Here is a 17,213-nt window from a genome sequence, read left to right on the forward strand (position 1 = left end):
ATGAGTATCACCATTGGCGGTTACAACCTCATCAAGGTCATTTATGACGGTACCACGACCTGTGTTTATCGTGCTGTGAGGGAGTCAGAGCAAATTTCGGTGATTATTAAAACCCTTAAAGCTGAGTATCCCACTATAGAACAGATCTCTCGATTAAGACATGAATATAAAATACTCCAATCTTTAGAGATAAAAGGAATTATTAAACCCTTAGCCTTGGAAAGCTATCAAAATGGTCTGGCATTAATCTTGTCAGATTTTGGGGGAGAACCTCTGAAAAATTTTATCAATGCTCAAAAATTTGAGTTCAGTCAGTTTTTGCAAATTGCTATTCAATTATCTTCAACGCTTGCTCAGCTACATCAAAATAATATTCTTCATAAAGATATTAAACCACACAATATTCTTTTTAATGCGAAAACAGGTAACGTTGAAATTATAGACTTTAGTATTTCATCGCGTCTATCGAGTGAAAATCAGACAGCCAATAATCCCAATTTGCTTGAAGGCACTCTAGCCTATATGTCACCGGAGCAAACAGGGAGGATGAACCGCTCAATTGACTACCGAACTGATTTCTACTCCTTAGGTATCACCTTCTATGAAACGCTCACAGGACAGTTGCCCTTTCAAGCAACTGATCCATTGGAATTAGTTCACTGCCATATTGCTAAAACACCAGCATCGCCTAAAGAAATCAACCCAGAGATTCCTCAAGCGGTTTCTGATATTGTGATGAAATTATTAGCAAAGACTGCTGAAGAACGATATCAAAATGCTTTGGGACTAAAAGCGGACTTAGAGGAGTGCCTAATAAGACTACAAGCAACAGGAAAAATTGAAGATTTTATTGTCGGTCAACTTGATTTATACAGCCAATTTATTATTCCGCAAAAACTTTATGGTCGGGAAAAAGAAGTTGCCTCGCTAATGGATGCCTTTGAGCGAGTGGCAAACCCCCCTATATCCCCCCTTGCTAAGGGGAGCCAGCGCCTTGCGGGGGTCCCCCCCGTTGTGGCGACTGGCGTGGGACATAGGGGGGTAGAGATAATGTTAGTAAGTGGTTACTCAGGTATTGGCAAATCTTCCTTAGTGAATGAAGTTCATAAACCCATTGTTCGCCAGCGTGGTTACTTTATTTCTGGTAAGTTTGACCAATTTAAGCGGAATATTCCTTATGCTTCCTTGATTCAAGCGTTTCAGGAATTAATCAGGCAGTTACTAACAGAAAATGCTGACAAGATAGCCGATTGGAAAGCAAAATTTTTAGAAGCATTGGGTTCTAACGGTCAAGTAATTATTGATGTTATTCCTGAAGTTGAAAGGATTGTTGGTGTTCAGCCAGATGTTCCTCAATTGGGACCAACTGAATCCCAAAACCGATTTAATCGGTTGTTTCAACAATTCATTCATGTATTTACCAAACCCGAACACCCATTGGTTCTCTTCTTGGATGACTTACAATGGGCAGATTTAGCTTCCTTGAAGTTGATTCAGTTGCTTGCCTGTGAGCCAAATAGTCAATATTTGCTACTGATTGGAGCGTATCGGGATAACGAAGTCAGTGCAACTCATCCATTGATGTTGACTTTAGAAGAAATTCAACAAAAGGGTGCAGTTGTGAACAATATTGTGCTCCAGCCTTTGCATATCACTCATGTCAATCAATTAATCAGTGATACCTTCCGCAGTGACACGTTAAAGACAATATCGCTGGCTGAGTTAGTGTTTAACAAAACTCAGGGAAACCCTTTCTTCTTAACTCAGTTACTCAAATCCCTATATAACGAAAACCTATTGTCCTTTAATTTCACCCCCCTAATCCCACGCCACATGCTTCAAGTCGGGGAACCCGGACGCCAGATACCTACTGAGGGAGACCCTCCTGCAGTACTGGCTCCCCAACGCAGTGGCTCCCCTTACCAAGGGGAGCCAGCGCCTTGCGGGGGTTCCCCACGCCAGTCCGCTCAAGTCGGGAAACCCGCCCACGCGGCTGGCTCCCGTTGTGGCGACTGGCGTGGAACAGAGGGGGGTTGGCAGTGGGATATTCAGCTACTGAAAGACATTGATATCACTGATAATGTCGTTGAATTGATGATTAATCAGATTCATAAATTATCAGTAAAAACACAAAATATTTTAAAATTGGCTGCCTGTATTGGAGATAAATTTACCTTAGATGTTCTGGGTATTGTTAATCAAAAATCTTTGTCTGAAACAGCAGCAGATTTGTGGGAATCTTTGCAGACAGGTCTAGTTTTACCCTTAGACCAATCTTACAAAATTCCTTTAGTTATTAGTACTGAGCAAAATGAACAACTAACAAAAGACCTAGATACGCAAGCAGCTTCCCGCAAGGTAGAACAACTGACAATTGCCTACAAGTTTCTACATGACCGAGTACAGCAAGCAGCTTATGCTCTCATTCCAGATTCGCAAAAAAAAGAAACTCATCTCAAAATTGGTCAATTGTTACTACAAAATATTACGCCGGAAGAACGAAAAGAAAATATCTTTGCTTTGGTCAACCAACTAAATTATGGTACCGACTTACTCACCTTAGAGTCGGAAAAATATGAACTGGCTGAACTTAATCTTATAGCAGGTCAGAAAGCGAAAGCAGCGGCGGCGTATGAGTCTGCTATGCGCTATCTAAAGGTGGGTTTGGAATTATTAGCAGTAAATAGCTGGCAGAATCAGTACGAGCTAACACTGGCACTTTATGAGTCAGGGGTAGAAACAGCGTACTTGAACGGCGATTTTGAGCAGATGGAGAAATGGGCAACGGTTGTCTTGCAGCAGGCAAAAACCCCTATTGACAAAATGAAAGTCTATGAGGTCAAAATCCAGGCTTGCATGGCGCAAGTGAAACAGCTCGAAGCGATCAAGATTGGGTTACAAGCACTAGAACTACTGGGGATTAGCTTCCCAGAGTCGCCTAGCGCCTTGGATATCGAGCAAACACTGACTCAAACAGCAAGAAATTTGAGCGGCAGAAATATCGAAGACCTGATTAACCTACCATTAATGACGGAGGTCGATAAGCTAGCAGCTGTACGGATGTTAGCATGCCTAGGTTCTCCGACTTATCAAGCTGGACCTGCCTTATTGCCGTTAATTGCGTGCGAACAGCTGAATTTGTCAATCAAACATGGAAATTCACCCTTCTCAGCTTATAGTTATGTTCTTTACAGCATCATGATAAACGGGTTGTTTCAGGACATTGAGGCGGCTTATCAATTTGGCAAGTTGGCTTTAAGTCTTGTAGAACGATTCAACGCTGTAGAACTCAAGACAAGTGTCTTTTTCGTGGCAGGTTCATCTGCGTTTCATGGAAAAGTTCATGCTCAGGAAACATTGCCACTTTTGCAGGATTCATACTCTAGTGGATTGGAAAACGGACATTTTGAATATGGTGGCTATGCCGCCATGCAAAAATGCTACTATTCATATCTCATAGGTCAAGAACTGGCAAAAGTTGAACGAGAAATGGCAGCAACCAGTAATGTCCTTGCTCAACTCAAGCAAGAGAACGCCTTGAGTTGGAATCAAATATTTCAGCAGTCAATTCTTAATTTACTAAAACCTTTTGAAAAACCGTGCTGTTTATTGGGTGAAGCATACAACGAGGAGAAATCTTTACCGCTACTAAAGAAAGCCAATGACAGAACCGGGCTTCACTACTTCTATTCAAACAAACTAATACTCTGTTATTTATTTGAAGAACACCATCAAGCATTGGAAAATGCAGTTCAAGCCGAACAGTATTTAGATGGGGTAAAAGGATTCTTGATTGTGCCAGTGTTTCATTTTTATGATTCTTTAGCACAACTAGCGATTTATCCATCAGTACCACACTCACAACAAGAACACCTCTTGAGCAAGGTGACGAAGAACCAGGAAAAGATGCGAAAATGGGCAGACCATGCCCCAATGAATTTTTTGCATAAGTATGAGCTTGTGGAGGCCGAGAAAGCGCGGGTATTGGGGCAATATTGGCAAGCAATGGAATATTATGACCGAGCCATTGCTGGAGCTAAAGAGCAAGGATATATCCAGGAAGAAGCGCTAGCAAATGAACTGGCAGCAAAGTTTTATTTTGAGTGTGGCAGAGAAAAGGTAGCTCAGACTTATCTAACTGATGCTTACTATGGATATATTCGCTGGGGAGCAACTGCAAAAGTTAGAAATTTAGCAGCAAGATATCCTCATATTTTCTCCCAGACGCTGAACCGACAAACCAGAAGTCTAGAGATGAATCGGACAATGAGCTCTACGACTACAGGTACTCCCGGAGTTCTGGATTTAGCCGCAGTTATGAAAGCATCTCTTGCTCTTTCTAGTGAAATTGTTTTGGAGAAGTTGCTGGCTAAATTGATGCGAATTGTTATTGAAAATGCTGGTGCAGAAACAGGATTTTTCATTTTAGAAAAAGCAGGACAGTTACTCATAGAAGCTTCAGGAAGTGTCGGGCAAGATGAGATAACCGTGCAACCTTCGACACCTGTAGAATTAAGTCAGCAGCTACCCATATCTGTTATTAATTATGTGCGTCGTACTCAAGGGCATATTGTACTGTACGATGCTAGATCTGAGTCAGTCTTTGCAACAGATACCTATATAATCAACCACAAACCAAAATCTATTTTATGTGCGCCAATTGTGAATCAAGGGAAACTAATTGGTATTCTTTATTTAGAAAATAACTTGACAATTGGAGCATTTACACCAGAGCGATTGGAAGTTTTACAACTTTTATCTTCTCAAGCAGCAATTTCGATTGAGAATGCACGTCTTTACAATGATTTAGAAGAATATAATCGGACATTGGCAGTTAAAGTCGAAGAGCGCACGCTGGAGTTACAAGATAAAAATTTGCAACTTCAACAGGAAATCAAAGAACGCCAACGAGCAGAAGAAGTAGCCAAAACAGCTAACCGTGCCAAAAGTGAATTCCTGGCAAACATGAGTCATGAACTCCGTACACCGCTCAATGGTATTTTGGGTTATACTCAAATTTTTCAGAAAGATAAAACTTTAACCGTTCAGCAAAAGAATGGTATAAACATCATTCATCAGTGTGGCGAACACCTACTGACACTGATAAATGATATTTTAGACCTCTCCAAAATTGAAGCACGGAAAATGGAACTTTATCCAACAGAATTTCATCTTTCGGTCTTTCTTGAGGGTATTGCTGAGATTTGCCGTATCCGTGCCCAACAAAAGGGAATTCCGTTAATTTATCAAACCCTTTCTCCCCTACCAAAACTCATCCAAGCAGATGAAAAACGGTTGCGTCAAGTCTTGATTAATTTACTTAGCAATGCGGTCAAATTTACAGAAAAAGGTAGTATAACTTTCCAAATAGGCTATCAACAGGAAAAACTTCGGTTTCAAGTAGAAGATACAGGGATTGGCATTGCACAGGAGCAATTAGAAGAAATATTTTTGCCATTCCAGCAAGTTGGTGAGCAGAGTCGTAAGACTGAAGGAACAGGATTGGGATTGGCAATTAGCCGTCAATTAGTTCAAATGATGGGCGGTGAACTAAAGGTGAAAAGTACTTTAGGTAAAGGCAGCGTTTTTTGGTTCGATTTGGATTTGGCAGAGATTTTCCAAAAAAGTGACGTTAAGAGAATCGATGAAGGCAATATCATTGGTTTTATAGAACCTCGGCGGAAAGTTTTGGTAGTAGATGATAAATGGGTAAATCGCTCTGTTTTAATGAATCTACTAGAACCTTTGGGGTTTGAAGTCACAGAAGCAACAAATGGTTTAGACGCTCTTGACAAAGCGCGTGAATTTAAACCAGATGTGATTTTGATGGACTTAGTCATGAGCGTGATGGACGGCTTTGAAGCCACCCGTCGCCTGAGGATGTTACCAGACTTTAAGGACGTGGTCGTGATTGCTGTCTCAGCTAGCGTTTTTGACTTAGATCGCAAGCAAAGTCAAGAAGTCGGTTGCGATGATTTTCTCCCAAAACCAATCCAAAAAGCGGAGCTTTTAGAAACATTACGGGTTTACTTGGGGTTGGAATGGGTTTATGAGCAGCAGGAAAGCAGACAACAAGTAGAGGCGCAAGGTCTTTCCTTACGGACTCAGGACTTACTTGTGGCTCCACCAGCAGAAGAACTTGCGATTTTGATCGATTTGGCGATGAGGGGGGATTTAAGAGGGATTACACAACGAGTGGCATTCTTAGAGGAGTTGGATCAACGATGGATACCGTTTGCCGCTCATTTGCGCCAACTTGCTAAAGATTTTAAAGGGAAACAAATCCTGGAGTTTCTCAAAAAATATTAAGAGGTTTTTTTGTAGAGGCTATTATTAGTAACAGCCTAAGTAATTTCAGTGTAAGAATCGCGACAAGCAAAAGCTCTTTTGCTTGTAAAGGTCCTTTTAGCGTCAAAATAATCAAGGATTCGTCTAATTTATTAATCGGACTTTTCGTTTCTATGACTCATCAAGAAAGTAATGCTAAAGAATCTTCTGTGTCGTCGCGAGGATGGCGAAGTTTACAGGAAAATCTCATTCTGATTGCGATCGCCTTATGTTTGGCACTGTTGATTAGGACTTTTGTTGCTGAACCCCGCTACATCCCTTCAGATTCAATGTTGCCAACCTTGCATAAAGGCGATCGCCTGGTAGTAGAAAAAATTTCCTATCTTTCTGGTTCCCCACACTTAGGCGATATCGTCGTTTTTCAGCCACCAGAGGAACTGCAACATCGGGGATATCCCAAAGACCAAGCTTTCATTAAACGCATCATTGGCACCCCTGGCAAGACAGTTAGCGTTGCTGGTGGCAAAGTTTACATTGATGGGCAACCAATACAAGAAGACTATATAGCTGAACCACCAATTTTACCAATGGAAGGGCGGCAAGTTCCAGCTAACCAATTCTTTGTTATGGGAGATAACCGCAACGATAGTAACGACTCCCGCTACTGGGGGTTTTTACCCAAAGAAAATATTATTGGTCGGGCAGTGTTTCGCTTTTGGCCTTTTAATAGAATTGGGGTCATTTAATTGTAGAGACGTAGCCCTTCGGGTATGTCCCTCGCGGTGCGGCACGGCTGCGCCGTTAGCGCAAGCTCCTCCGGAGGAGGCACGGACACGCTACGCGTTGGCGGAGCCTGCGCTTTGCGCTTACGCCAGTCGCCTGCTGTCGGGAAACCCTCCTAAGGGCGCTGGACTCACATGCTACGTCTGTCGATTAAAACCGGAGATAGTACATAAGCTGAGCGATCGCATCACCAGGTAAGTTTAACCTTTGCTGAAAATCAGCTAAATTCCGGTACAATCCAGCTTCACTGCGGTTATCCACCACTGCTTGCGCTAGGGACAAATCAATCAATGGCACTTTTGCTAGAGCCTCAACTGTTGCCGTGTTAGGGTTTACTATATTGCTGGGAAGAACTAGAGATTCCGAGTCGTAATAACTAAAATTCACAATAGGCTGGAGTGGCTCTAGCCTATGTACTGGCAGACTTAAAGCTGCGGCAATATCTTCAATGCAGTAAAATTTAACACCAGCACGAGAAAGTTCCACAAGCGATCGCGCTTGATGAATTGATAACCCCGGTAGACGCAACCAATCATCAACAGTGGCTTGATTGGCATCAATGCGGATACCCAGTTGTGCGGCGATCGCAATTTCTTCCCCTGATTGTAGTCGGTAGTAGGGGTCGTTAAGCAGCTTGGAGCGTAGTTTTTGCAACTTAGGGTTTAAAGGTAGCCAATTTTTCATAATGTTGCTTATTTTAAGAAATTCACTCTAGCAACTGGCGGCGCTTTTGCTCAAATTCATACTCGCTTAGGAGTCCATCCTGGCGCAAACTTTCTAACTCCCGCAAGGCTTGAGCAATTGCTGCTACTTGATTGCTAGCCGAGTGTGACTTTTTGATAGCTGCAAAACCTAAATTAAAATTACGGTCAAAAGCTTCTTCGTCTTGAGCTAAAAACCAAACTCCTTCAATCGCGCTTGCTACCTTAGGAATGGGTGTCCAGGAAAGCAACACATATAAAAGACCCCACAGCGGCTGTCCTAGATAAAATTTATGTAATCCGGAAATTGTCAGCGTACCGGAAAAAGCTAAAATCGCGGCAACGCTTCGGCTTTTTCGCTGATTAAACATAATTAAAGCACCATAATAAATTCAGCATTGCTGATATCCTAGCCGAAACCCAATATCTGAATCTATTCTATTCCTAAGCTGTGAGCGATTAGCCAGTTGATCAGCCACTGCATCGGCATTATAAATAAATATGAAGTAATTATTTATCTGTGTCCATCTGTGTGCATCTGTGGTTCATTATTTCTTTCTTTTTTGAATCTTGTATGTCTTACGGGCACGTTAGCCCTTGGCGTACCGCAGCTGCGTGAATTTGAGCCCTGCAACGGTCAAGTGTTGAAATTGCGGTAAAAAACCGTACTTAAACCGAAGCTAGTTTTCTAGATTATCTCTCTAAACTAGAATAAAGTAAGAGGCATCTAGTATGAGAGCTACTGAGTATTGGCGCTCAGTGGAGTGTAGGCAAAATGGGATTCTTTGATTCTGACATAGTTCAGCAAGAAGCCAAGCAGTTGTTTGATGACTATCAAGCACTCATAACACTTGGCGGCAACTACGGCAAATTTGACCGCGAAGGCAAAAAGCTGTTTATTGAGCAAATGGAAGCCATGATGGAGCGGTATCGTATCTTTATGAAGCGCTTTGAGCTATCAGAAGATTTCATGGCGCAAATGACCATACAGCAGCTGAAGACTCAGTTGAATCAGTTTGGTGTGACTCCCCAACAAATGTTTGACCAAATGCACCTCACCCTACAGCGGATGAAAGCTGAACTGGAAAAACAATCATAACATAAGAGTTTTGAGTTAGGAGTTCTGAGTTTATTCAGAACTCCTAATTTATAATTCTAATTTGATTTTGGTCGATGAAACTGATAAGGTGACTTAAACTTTTCCACTGGTACACCCTTAAGCGCCCTCATCATAAAATCGCGCCACACAGGAGCAACCATAACACCTCCAGTTGCACCGTGACCCAAGGTTCTGTTGTCGTCCCTACCTACCCAAATAGCAGTCGTTAACTGGGGTACAGTACCGACAAACCAAATATCCTTTTCTGAGGAAGTTGTTCCTGTCTTACCTGCTGCTGGGCGATCAATAGCAGCGTGTTTACCAGTCCCCTCAGAAATGACTGATCGCATCGCGTCAATAATGGCTGCCGAAGCCCAAGGGTCGAGAACTTGCTGGGGTTTCGGTGTGTTGTCGAGTAAGACATTGCCACTACTATCAGTCACACGAGCAATAATCGTCGTTGGCGACTGCCAGCCATAATTGGCAAAGGTAGCATAAGCACCTGCCATTTCCAACGGCGTGACACCGATCGCACCTAAAGGCAGAGAAGTCACGGGTTCCATCGGACTCATAATTCCTAAGGTGCGGCAAGTCTCGACAACTTTATTCATCCCCACAGCCTTGCCAACTTTGATAACGGGAATATTGCGAGACTGGGCGATCGCATATCGTATCGACATTGCCCCACCGAAACTACTATCGTAGTTTTTCGGATAGTACCAACCGTTACCATCTCGATAGCTGACTGGGGTATCGTATATCGTTGAGTCTGGAGTATACTTACCACTGGCAAACGCAGTGTAGTAAACAAACGGTTTAAAAGAAGAACCTGGCTGGCGCAAAGCTTGGGTTGCCCGGTTAAACTCGCTCGTTTTGGGGTCTACGCCGCCTACCAATGCTTTCACAAAATGAGTGCGCGGATCAATTGCCACCAGGGCAATTTGATTTTTATATAACCCTTCACCAAGAAGTCTTTCATGCCACTTACTAACAGTTTCCTCCGCCATTCGTTGGAATTTGGCATCAACCGTGGTTTGCACTCGCATTCCACCCTTAAGCAGCGCTTCACGACCAAATTTTTTCGCTATCTCTTGGGCTACGGCGTTTGTCACATAAGGTAAGGCGCTTCCTTGGAACGACCTAATCTTACCGAGTTTGATTGGTTGTTTGAGGGCGTTGTCGTACTCTTCTTGGGTAATCCAGCCCAATTCCTTCATCCGCCCCAAAACTATTTTCTGCTGCTCTTTTGCCTTCTTCATATTGACAAACGGGCTATATTCTTCTGGCGCTTGGATTAAAGCAGCCATCATTGCCGACTCAGCCAAGTTTAAATTTTCGGCAGACTTATTGAAGTAACTGCGTGCTGCTGTTTGTACGCCATAATTGTTATGACCCCAATAAACTTGGTTGAGGTACATTTCCAAAATTTGGTCTTTGCTGAGAATTTGCTCCAAGCGAATTGCCAGTACTGCCTCTGCTATCTTACGGGTAACGGCACGCTTTTGAGACAAAAACAGGTTTTTCACCAACTGCATGGTGATGGTTGAACCACCTTCCCGTACGCCACCTGCTGCCCAGTTGGTGACTACTGCACGTCCAACGCCTTTGGGATTGATGCCGTGGTGATAATAAAAGTCACTGTCTTCACTCGCCAGTACTGCCCGCTTCAGTTCTGGGGAAATTCTATCTAATGATACGACTTCACGGTTGGCTTCTCCGTGAATACTTGTCAACAGTTTGCCTTTGAGGTCATAGATATAAGTCGTTTCTGATGGCAAGAAGGTGCGTAGTTGTCTAACATCTGGCAAATTGCGGAAACTAACGGCTAAGCCAACCAGTCCTCCCGCTACAATAGAACTTGCCAGCATAGTGACGGATAGTAGAGTACCGCCAGTTACCTGACCTACTCCTTTGAAAAACTCAAAACCCGACGCAGCTGGCTCTTGTTGGGGCTGCTTATTTTCAAAAGTCCTGGACGACACGGCGATTTCACTTCCTCACTTGTAAATATAAGTGTAATGTCTTGGTAAGCAAGGCGGCTAATTTTTTGCAATTATATTAGGTTGGCAGATGAAAGTAATACAAATTGTCAGTGACCATAACCAATCCTACTTTGATAGTGCAAAGCGTAAACAGTCAATCTCCTAGTAGTATCACCCAAGATTTTTCTTGGTTGCGTCGTGGTGTTGTTGAAATTTTCCCACAACCTACTGATTCTGAAAGTGACATTGAAAGTCTAGAAAAGCGTTTGACAATAACTGACCGACCTTTAAGGGTTAAATTGGGAATTGATCCGACAGGTGCGGATATTCATCTCGGTCATACCATACCAGTGCGAAAACTGCGAGCGTTTCAAGATGCTGGTCATACAGCAGTACTCATTATTGGTGATTTTACCGCTCGCATTGGCGATCCGACAGGCAAATCTGAGGTACGTCGCCAACTTTCAGAACAAGAGGTGGCGAAAAACGCTCAGACTTATCTTGACCAAATGCGATCTATTTTGGATTTTGATACACCAGGTAGGTTGGAGGTGCGTTACAACTCCGAATGGCTGTCTAAGCTGGACTTGGGCAAAATTTTAGAGTTACTCTCTACAATGACAGTGGGGCAGATGCTGGCTAAAGAGGGCTTCGCGGAACGCTATAAAAAAGAGAATCCTATTTTCCTTCATGAGTTCCTGTACCCCTTGATGCAAGGTTATGATTCTGTCGCCGTTGAAGCAGATGTGGAATTAGGAGGGACTGACCAAAAGTTTAACATTGCCGTGGGGCGTGATTTACAGCGCCATTTTGGGCAAAAACCGCAGTATGGACTGCTGCTGCCAATTTTGATTGGCTTGGATGGTGTACAAAAAATGTCCAAATCTCTAAGTAATTATGTGGGTTTATCTGAACATCCAACCGAAAAATATCAAAAGCTGCAGCAAGTTCCCGACCATCTGCTGAAAGAATATTTTACACTGCTTACGGATTTTCCATTAGAGAAACTGCCAGAAAATCCACGCGATCGCCAAAAACTCTTGGCACAGGAAATTGTTAAGCAGTATCATGGGGAACAAGCTGTTAAGGACATTGAGGCAGGTGACGTTCCAGAATTTTCCCTAGCGGTCGTCCAGTTTCCCGCTAAGCTAGCTTACATCCTAAATGTGAGTGGTTTGTGCAAAAGTAGTGGGGAAGGCAGGCGGAAAATCCAAGAAGGTGGAGTGCGCCTCGATGGCGATCGCATCACCGATGTTGACACCACTTTCGCTGACAAGAGTGAATTGCACGGACGAGTTTTGCAACTGGGGAAAAATAAGTTTGTCCGACTGATACCTTAATGAAATGGGGGTGCTAGGCACTGCGCCCCTTGTGTTAAAAAATCATAAAAAGAGATTTAGAACCACAGATGGACACAGATGGACACAGATAATTAACTAGTGTTCCATGAGTGTTAATCTGTGGTTTGATTTTTCTTACTCTTGACTTTTGCCAGAGGCTTAATGAATATAAAAGAGCGAATTATCGTACCTCTAGATGTACCAGATGAGCAGGCGGCGATCGCCCTCATCGAACGGCTTGAGTGTGTCACTTTCTGGAAAGTTGGCTTGGAGTTATTTACAAGCACTGGACCAAAAATTCTGGAGGTGCTAAAATCTCGGCAAAAACGTATTTTCCTGGATTTGAAGTTTCATGACATACCCAACACCGTTGCTGGTGCTACCCGTGCGGCTGCTCGTTACGGTGTTGATTTGTTGACAATTCATGCTTCATCTGGTAAAGATGCCTTGAAAGCAGCAACTGAGGCGGCATATGTAGGAGCAACAGATGCAGGTGTGAAACCACCGAAGTTAATTGCTATTACCTTGTTGACAAGTATTTCTTCCAGGCAGCTAGCGTTTGATTTGAAAATTCCCTTAGAATTACCAGAATATGCTCAACACATGGCTTTGATGGCTCAAGAAATGGGCTTTGATGGGGCGGTTTGCTCACCCCAAGAAGTGTCACAATTGCGACAAACCAGTGGAGATGATTTTTTGCTGGTTTGTCCGGGAGTACGCCCAACTTGGGCAGACAAAGGAGATCAAGCGCGATCGCTCACTCCTGCACAAGCCTTCAAAGCAGGAGCAAATTACCTCGTTATTGGGCGTCCCATCACCGCAGATCCCAATCCAGAGTTAGCTTGGAAGAGGATTATTGAAGAATTAGTGACATGAAGTCAGGAGTCATCAAAAAGAAAAATAAAAGCTTGTGGCTTCTTGGTTGTGGCTTCTGGCTATTAATATCAAATGCCTTGGATACCCCAGCAAAAGCGAAGAACCTCACCCCCAACCCCTCTCCGCTTGCGGAGAGGGGAGAAAGCAACAAGGGGTCTTTTTGCGCCAACCAAAATTTAGAAGCTTTAACAACTGGGCTGTTGCGAGATTTACCGAGTTATGCCAATCGCGCCAGTCAACGCGCCCGTCGTTTAAGCAGAGCAACTGACGTTTACAGTTATATGGTAGTCGCGGGAAGACCTGAGTTTACACCCCTGCCTCTTAACCCTAGTGAATACACGACAGATTCACTGAAAACCGCGTCAGTTGGAGTAGAACAAGTCTTTTTTACAACTTTAGAGCGACAGTATACCGCTGGCAAAGCAGTTCAATTGCAGCAATTCCACTGGTTGTTTTTAACAAAAACAAAGAGTGATTGGCGTTTTGTAATGATGTTTTCCCAAACTGGTTTGCATCCTAAAAACGAGCCGCCTACACCACCACGCGATAGTAGTAATGGTGACATTGCTCAAGCGGTTAATGCCTGGTTACGAGATTGCCAAGCGGGAAGCGTACGTATGCGTTCTGGGAATTTGGGAAGCTAATCTCCCCCGCCGCCACCATCACAACCGCCGCCACCGCCATCAAAGCCTCCACTGTCGCAACCGCCGCCAGAGTCATAGCTGCTACCACTGTCAGATCCCCCAGCATCACCACCGTACCAACCGCTGCCGCTGCTGCCACTAAAATGTGTACGAGATTTGCGTTTACCACCTCTAAATGAACTGCGTGGAACTTTAAGAATTAGCACCACTAGCACAACTATAAAGTTAGCTACCAAGTGAAGCGATCGCCCGACCGGATTTTCTACCAGTCTTTTGGTAAAATACCTGATGCTTGCCAGCTAGTGGTTATTCTGGATTTCATCAAACTTGGCACGTACAGCTTGTACATCTTGCCACATCAACCATTTCGGGCTGCCGACTTCACGGGATTGGTTACGTAGCAAATAAGACGGGTGAAAAACTGGCATACACAACCGCCCGTCCCACTCGAGCCACTGTCCGCGAATTTTGCTAATTGCGCGCTTATCACCAGTTAATCCTTTTACAGCCGTTGCACCTGCCAAAAGAATGATTTTTGGATCAACTAAGCGAATTTGTTCCAACAGGTAAGGTTTGCAAGCCTCCATTTCTTCAGTGGTGGGAACTCGATTAGCTGGAGGTCTGCACTTGTTGATATTACTGATAAATATATCTTTATCAGTATCTAACTTAACAGATGCCAAAATTTTCTCCAGCAACTGTCCTGCCTTTCCCACAAATGGCAACCCAGTTTCGTCTTCATTTTGACCTGGTGCTTCGCCCACAACCATGATTGGCGCTTTAAGATTGCCACGTCCAACCACGGCATGAGTCCGTGTGTCTCCCAATCCACAACGATGACACTGGTTGCAATGCTGTGCAACTTCAGTCATACTGGCATAGGTTCCAGGAGGAATGGGAATTTTAGCATTTGTGGGAATTAGCTCTTTTTGGTCATTTGAGTCAAAATTTGACTCCTCAAAGAGGCTGAGTTGTTCGTTGCTCATGAAAATTTTTAATATTAGCGCAAGTGCAAGCTATGATGTCTGGGTTTTCTCAAGAGTGTGGGCCAACCTAAGTCGATTGTGGATATTGAATCAAGAATCCTGTTGAGGTTGTGTTTGTGCTGGTTTAACAACGACACGACCATTTTCCACAACAGTGCAGTTTTTAGATGTGCTTTTGCCATGATTCCCTGGGTCATGAGCACATGGCGTTTTCTCAGTACACTGCGTTTTATGGTATTCAATATTTTGCTCTTGTTGTTGATTAAGGGTGACAGCACAACAAGCAGAAGTGGTTAACGACATATTATAATATTTTGCTCTCTGTATACTATTATCGCTCGATTCAGTCTTGGTTTTACAGGAAATACTTATCTGCTTAATAGTTGCTGAGTAATAATACTTAAATCAGAGGACATCGAGCAGAAAAGTTTATGCGTATGAATTCTTTAGAGTGGCGGATGACTTGAGTGTTCGGTATGTAGAGAAAGTCATTTATGATTTGGAACGCGATCGCCTGTAACCCAGCGCCGCTCATTCTGGGTATTAGAACCAAATCTTTTGTGTTAATCCCCTATTGGGGGGTTAACACTGTTGATTTTTTTATCTGTAATTTTGATATCTTTTTATCTTATTATCATTGAGTCAATGACTCTTACAAAGCCTGAAATCGTTGTATGGCAAGAGCTTTCGTATTGCTAATAAACTCCTCAAACTGAGATTATAGAGTTGTAGACAACATTTTTATACCACTTCAGGAGCTATAGGATAGTTAACTAGATGCCATATTTTCATGTGGCTGCAGTGATCATGTTGCTGGAAATGCAAATTTCAAACTGCTCCTAGTTATGGCGTCGGTGAACATCCAACGACGAAGGAAGAACAAATCATGATTGACTTCAGCCTCACTCCCGAACAGCGGATGTTGCAGTCAAAAGCGCGTGACTTTGCCGAAAGAGAGATTAAGCCTATTGTTCAAATCATTGAGGAATCTAATAATCCAGAACTTGAACCTTGGGATTTCTGTCAAAGTATATTCCGCAAAGGAACCGAACTAGGATTCACGTCATTGTTGCTTCCAAAAGAGTACGGTGGTTTAGGAGGAAAATGTGTAGATCTTGTTTTGGTTCTGGAAGAACTGGGTGCTGCTGATTCCAGCATTGCGTCTAGCTACTTCAATTTGACGGCGGCGATGTCGCTTTTTGTAACTAGGGCTGGAACAAGCGAACAGCAAAAGCGGATATTATCGCACGTCCTTTCTGGAGAACCTCACTTGTATAGCGCTGCAGAGAGTGAGCCAAACGTCGCAACCTCAGATTTGTTCTGTCCCCTACCAGATGCCAACATCGGAATTAAGACCTTTGCACAACGCGATGGTGATGCATACATCCTGAACGGTCAAAAGTCATCGTTGGTGACAAATGCTGGTATTGCCGATGCATATTTTATCATTGCACGCACAGCTCTCGATAAGCCATTGGGCGAGAGTATGTCCATATTCTACGTGCCAGCAAATACTCCAGGTCTTAAATTTGGTAAGCGAACCGAGATGATTGGCTGGAAACCCTCGCATCATGCGTCCATTCATCTTGATAACGTCAGAGTACCCGCAGAGAATCTGCTTGGGCAAGAGGGCGAAGCGGCAAAACTCCTGATGTTGCTTCCTGAAGTGGCTATTGGACTTGCAGCTTCTTATGTGGGTTTAGCTCGGGCTGCTTATGAGTATGCCCTAGATTATGCTAAAAAGCGCGTCAGTTGGGGGCGTCCAATTATTCAGCATCAGGCAGTAGCTTTGAAGCTGGCTGATATGATGATAAACACTCAAGCTGCGCGATTAACGGTATGGGACGCAGCTTATACCGCAGACACTAATCCCCAACTCGCAGCGATGGTTAAGGCACCAGCAGCTAAAACTTTTGCTGTGGATGTGGCAATCAAAAACGCGCAAACAGCAATGGAAATTTTGGGTGGCTATGGAGTAACCAAGGAGTCCCAAGCAGGTAAATTTCTTGCGGATGCCTCTATTGGATACTCATGTGACTTCACGCGAGAAGTCTTACGTCTTGGGCTTGTTAACTGTTTGTAGCTTATACCAATTCTCTATAAAAAAAGCACTTAATAAATATTCCTCTGTTCCTTGGCGTTCTTGGCGACGCCAGTCGCCTGCTGTCGGGAAACCCTCCTGCAGCGCTGGCTCTTCTTGGCGGTTCGTTTTCTAATATTAAGTGCATCTTCATGGGGAATTGGTATTATAAGTTAAAACACATTTAATAAACAAGGGGGCAAAAGTCAATTAGATGAAAATTAAACCACAGATGGACACAGATGGACACAGATGAATAACTAGTGTAAATCTCGTGTGCAAGAGTGGTTCCAAAATTCATTAGCCTGATTTTTGCAAGAGGTCTAAGCGTGCATATTTTTTGGAATACGTGAATTTTTCTACACCTGTTCTTAGCCCCCTCAACATCACCGAGAATCAAAGGGCGCTACGCCACTTTAGGCATGGTCCGGAAG

13 protein-coding genes are annotated in these 17,213 nt (G+C 43.5%); 7 read left to right on the plus strand and 6 right to left on the minus strand.

Going from position 1 to position 17,213, the window contains the following annotated elements:
- Both AACT52_RS26320 and lepB read left to right on the plus strand, forming a co-directional pair.
- Entirely contained in the window at positions 1-6,309 is a 6,309-nt protein-coding gene (locus tag AACT52_RS26320; RefSeq protein WP_083630565.1) for a hybrid sensor histidine kinase/response regulator, read from the plus strand.
- 152 nt (positions 6,310-6,461) lie between these two features.
- Entirely contained in the window at positions 6,462-7,034 is a 573-nt protein-coding gene (gene lepB, locus AACT52_RS26325; RefSeq protein WP_073633982.1) for a signal peptidase I, read from the plus strand.
- A gap of 187 nt (positions 7,035-7,221) precedes the next feature.
- Here the strand turns inward: lepB and AACT52_RS26330 are convergent, their stop codons facing one another.
- Positions 7,222-7,755: a helix-hairpin-helix domain-containing protein gene (locus AACT52_RS26330; protein ID WP_073633983.1), complete on the minus strand. Its 534-nt coding sequence runs from the start codon at positions 7,753-7,755 to the stop codon at positions 7,222-7,224.
- A 22-nt stretch (positions 7,756-7,777) separates the two neighbouring features.
- Positions 7,778-8,143, minus strand: a complete 366-nt coding sequence (locus AACT52_RS26335; protein ID WP_073633984.1) for an NINE protein — start codon at positions 8,141-8,143, stop codon at positions 7,778-7,780.
- Positions 8,144-8,547: 404 nt separating this feature from the next.
- Here AACT52_RS26335 and AACT52_RS26340 point away from each other — a divergent pair, with 404 nt between their 5' ends.
- Entirely contained in the window at positions 8,548-8,871 is a 324-nt protein-coding gene (locus AACT52_RS26340) for a DUF1825 family protein (RefSeq protein ID WP_073633985.1), read from the plus strand.
- A gap of 56 nt (positions 8,872-8,927) precedes the next feature.
- Here the strand turns inward: AACT52_RS26340 and AACT52_RS26345 are convergent, their stop codons facing one another.
- On the minus strand, positions 8,928-10,853 hold the full coding sequence (locus tag AACT52_RS26345; RefSeq protein WP_073633986.1) for a transglycosylase domain-containing protein: 1,926 nt from the start codon (positions 10,851-10,853) through the stop codon (positions 8,928-8,930).
- A gap of 170 nt (positions 10,854-11,023) precedes the next feature.
- On the opposite strand from AACT52_RS26345, the gene tyrS reads away from it, so the two are divergent.
- The 3 genes from tyrS to AACT52_RS26360 all read left to right on the plus strand — a co-directional run bounded on the left by tyrS (position 11,024) and on the right by AACT52_RS26360 (position 13,713).
- Positions 11,024-12,193 (plus strand): tyrosine--tRNA ligase, encoded by a 1,170-nt coding sequence (gene tyrS, locus AACT52_RS26350; protein WP_073634000.1) that lies wholly within the window; start codon positions 11,024-11,026, stop codon positions 12,191-12,193.
- A gap of 162 nt (positions 12,194-12,355) precedes the next feature.
- Positions 12,356-13,069, plus strand: coding sequence for an orotidine-5'-phosphate decarboxylase (pyrF, locus tag AACT52_RS26355; RefSeq protein WP_073633987.1), 714 nt, complete (start codon positions 12,356-12,358; stop codon positions 13,067-13,069).
- Positions 13,066-13,713: a hypothetical protein gene (locus AACT52_RS26360; RefSeq protein ID WP_073633988.1), complete on the plus strand. Its 648-nt coding sequence runs from the start codon at positions 13,066-13,068 to the stop codon at positions 13,711-13,713. Before pyrF ends, AACT52_RS26360 begins: the two co-directional genes overlap by 4 nt.
- On the opposite strand, the gene AACT52_RS26365 is transcribed toward AACT52_RS26360, so the two are convergent.
- From AACT52_RS26365 to AACT52_RS26375, 3 genes are all read right to left on the minus strand, one after another.
- Positions 13,710-13,919 (minus strand): hypothetical protein, encoded by a 210-nt coding sequence (locus AACT52_RS26365; protein ID WP_339375004.1) that lies wholly within the window; start codon positions 13,917-13,919, stop codon positions 13,710-13,712. The two genes, AACT52_RS26360 and AACT52_RS26365, sit on opposite strands and share 4 nt — an antisense overlap.
- A gap of 93 nt (positions 13,920-14,012) precedes the next feature.
- On the minus strand, positions 14,013-14,699 hold the full coding sequence (locus AACT52_RS26370; protein ID WP_073633990.1) for a uracil-DNA glycosylase: 687 nt from the start codon (positions 14,697-14,699) through the stop codon (positions 14,013-14,015).
- A 90-nt stretch (positions 14,700-14,789) separates the two neighbouring features.
- On the minus strand, positions 14,790-15,002 hold the full coding sequence (locus tag AACT52_RS26375) for a hypothetical protein (protein WP_073633991.1): 213 nt from the start codon (positions 15,000-15,002) through the stop codon (positions 14,790-14,792).
- A 583-nt stretch (positions 15,003-15,585) separates the two neighbouring features.
- On the opposite strand from AACT52_RS26375, the gene AACT52_RS26380 reads away from it, so the two are divergent.
- The gene (locus AACT52_RS26380) at positions 15,586-16,782 is read left to right on the plus strand and encodes an acyl-CoA dehydrogenase family protein (RefSeq protein WP_073633992.1); all 1,197 of its coding nucleotides are present in this window, start codon (positions 15,586-15,588) and stop codon (positions 16,780-16,782) included.
- Positions 16,783-17,213 lie beyond the last annotated feature (431 nt).

Origin of the sequence: Scytonema sp. HK-05 (assembly GCF_963872035.1) — a bacterium.
Taxonomy (GTDB): domain Bacteria; phylum Cyanobacteriota; class Cyanobacteriia; order Cyanobacteriales; family Nostocaceae; genus Kalymmatonema.

Excerpts from the sequence above, each read along its gene's own strand:
- AACT52_RS26320 (WP_083630565.1), top strand. The coding sequence starts at position 1 with ATGAGTATCACCATTGGCGGTTACAACCTCATCAAGGTCATTTATGAC.
- lepB (WP_073633982.1), top strand. The coding sequence starts at position 6,462 with ATGACTCATCAAGAAAGTAATGCTAAAGAATCTTCTGTGTCGTCGCGA.
- AACT52_RS26330 (WP_073633983.1), bottom strand. The coding sequence starts at position 7,755 with ATGAAAAATTGGCTACCTTTAAACCCTAAGTTGCAAAAACTACGCTCC.
- AACT52_RS26335 (WP_073633984.1), bottom strand. The coding sequence starts at position 8,143 with ATGTTTAATCAGCGAAAAAGCCGAAGCGTTGCCGCGATTTTAGCTTTT.
- AACT52_RS26340 (WP_073633985.1), top strand. The coding sequence starts at position 8,548 with ATGGGATTCTTTGATTCTGACATAGTTCAGCAAGAAGCCAAGCAGTTG.
- pyrF (WP_073633987.1), top strand. The coding sequence starts at position 12,356 with ATGAATATAAAAGAGCGAATTATCGTACCTCTAGATGTACCAGATGAG.
- AACT52_RS26360 (WP_073633988.1), top strand. The coding sequence starts at position 13,066 with ATGAAGTCAGGAGTCATCAAAAAGAAAAATAAAAGCTTGTGGCTTCTT.
- AACT52_RS26370 (WP_073633990.1), bottom strand. The coding sequence starts at position 14,699 with ATGAGCAACGAACAACTCAGCCTCTTTGAGGAGTCAAATTTTGACTCA.
- AACT52_RS26375 (WP_073633991.1), bottom strand. The coding sequence starts at position 15,002 with ATGTCGTTAACCACTTCTGCTTGTTGTGCTGTCACCCTTAATCAACAA.
- AACT52_RS26380 (WP_073633992.1), top strand. The coding sequence starts at position 15,586 with ATGATTGACTTCAGCCTCACTCCCGAACAGCGGATGTTGCAGTCAAAA.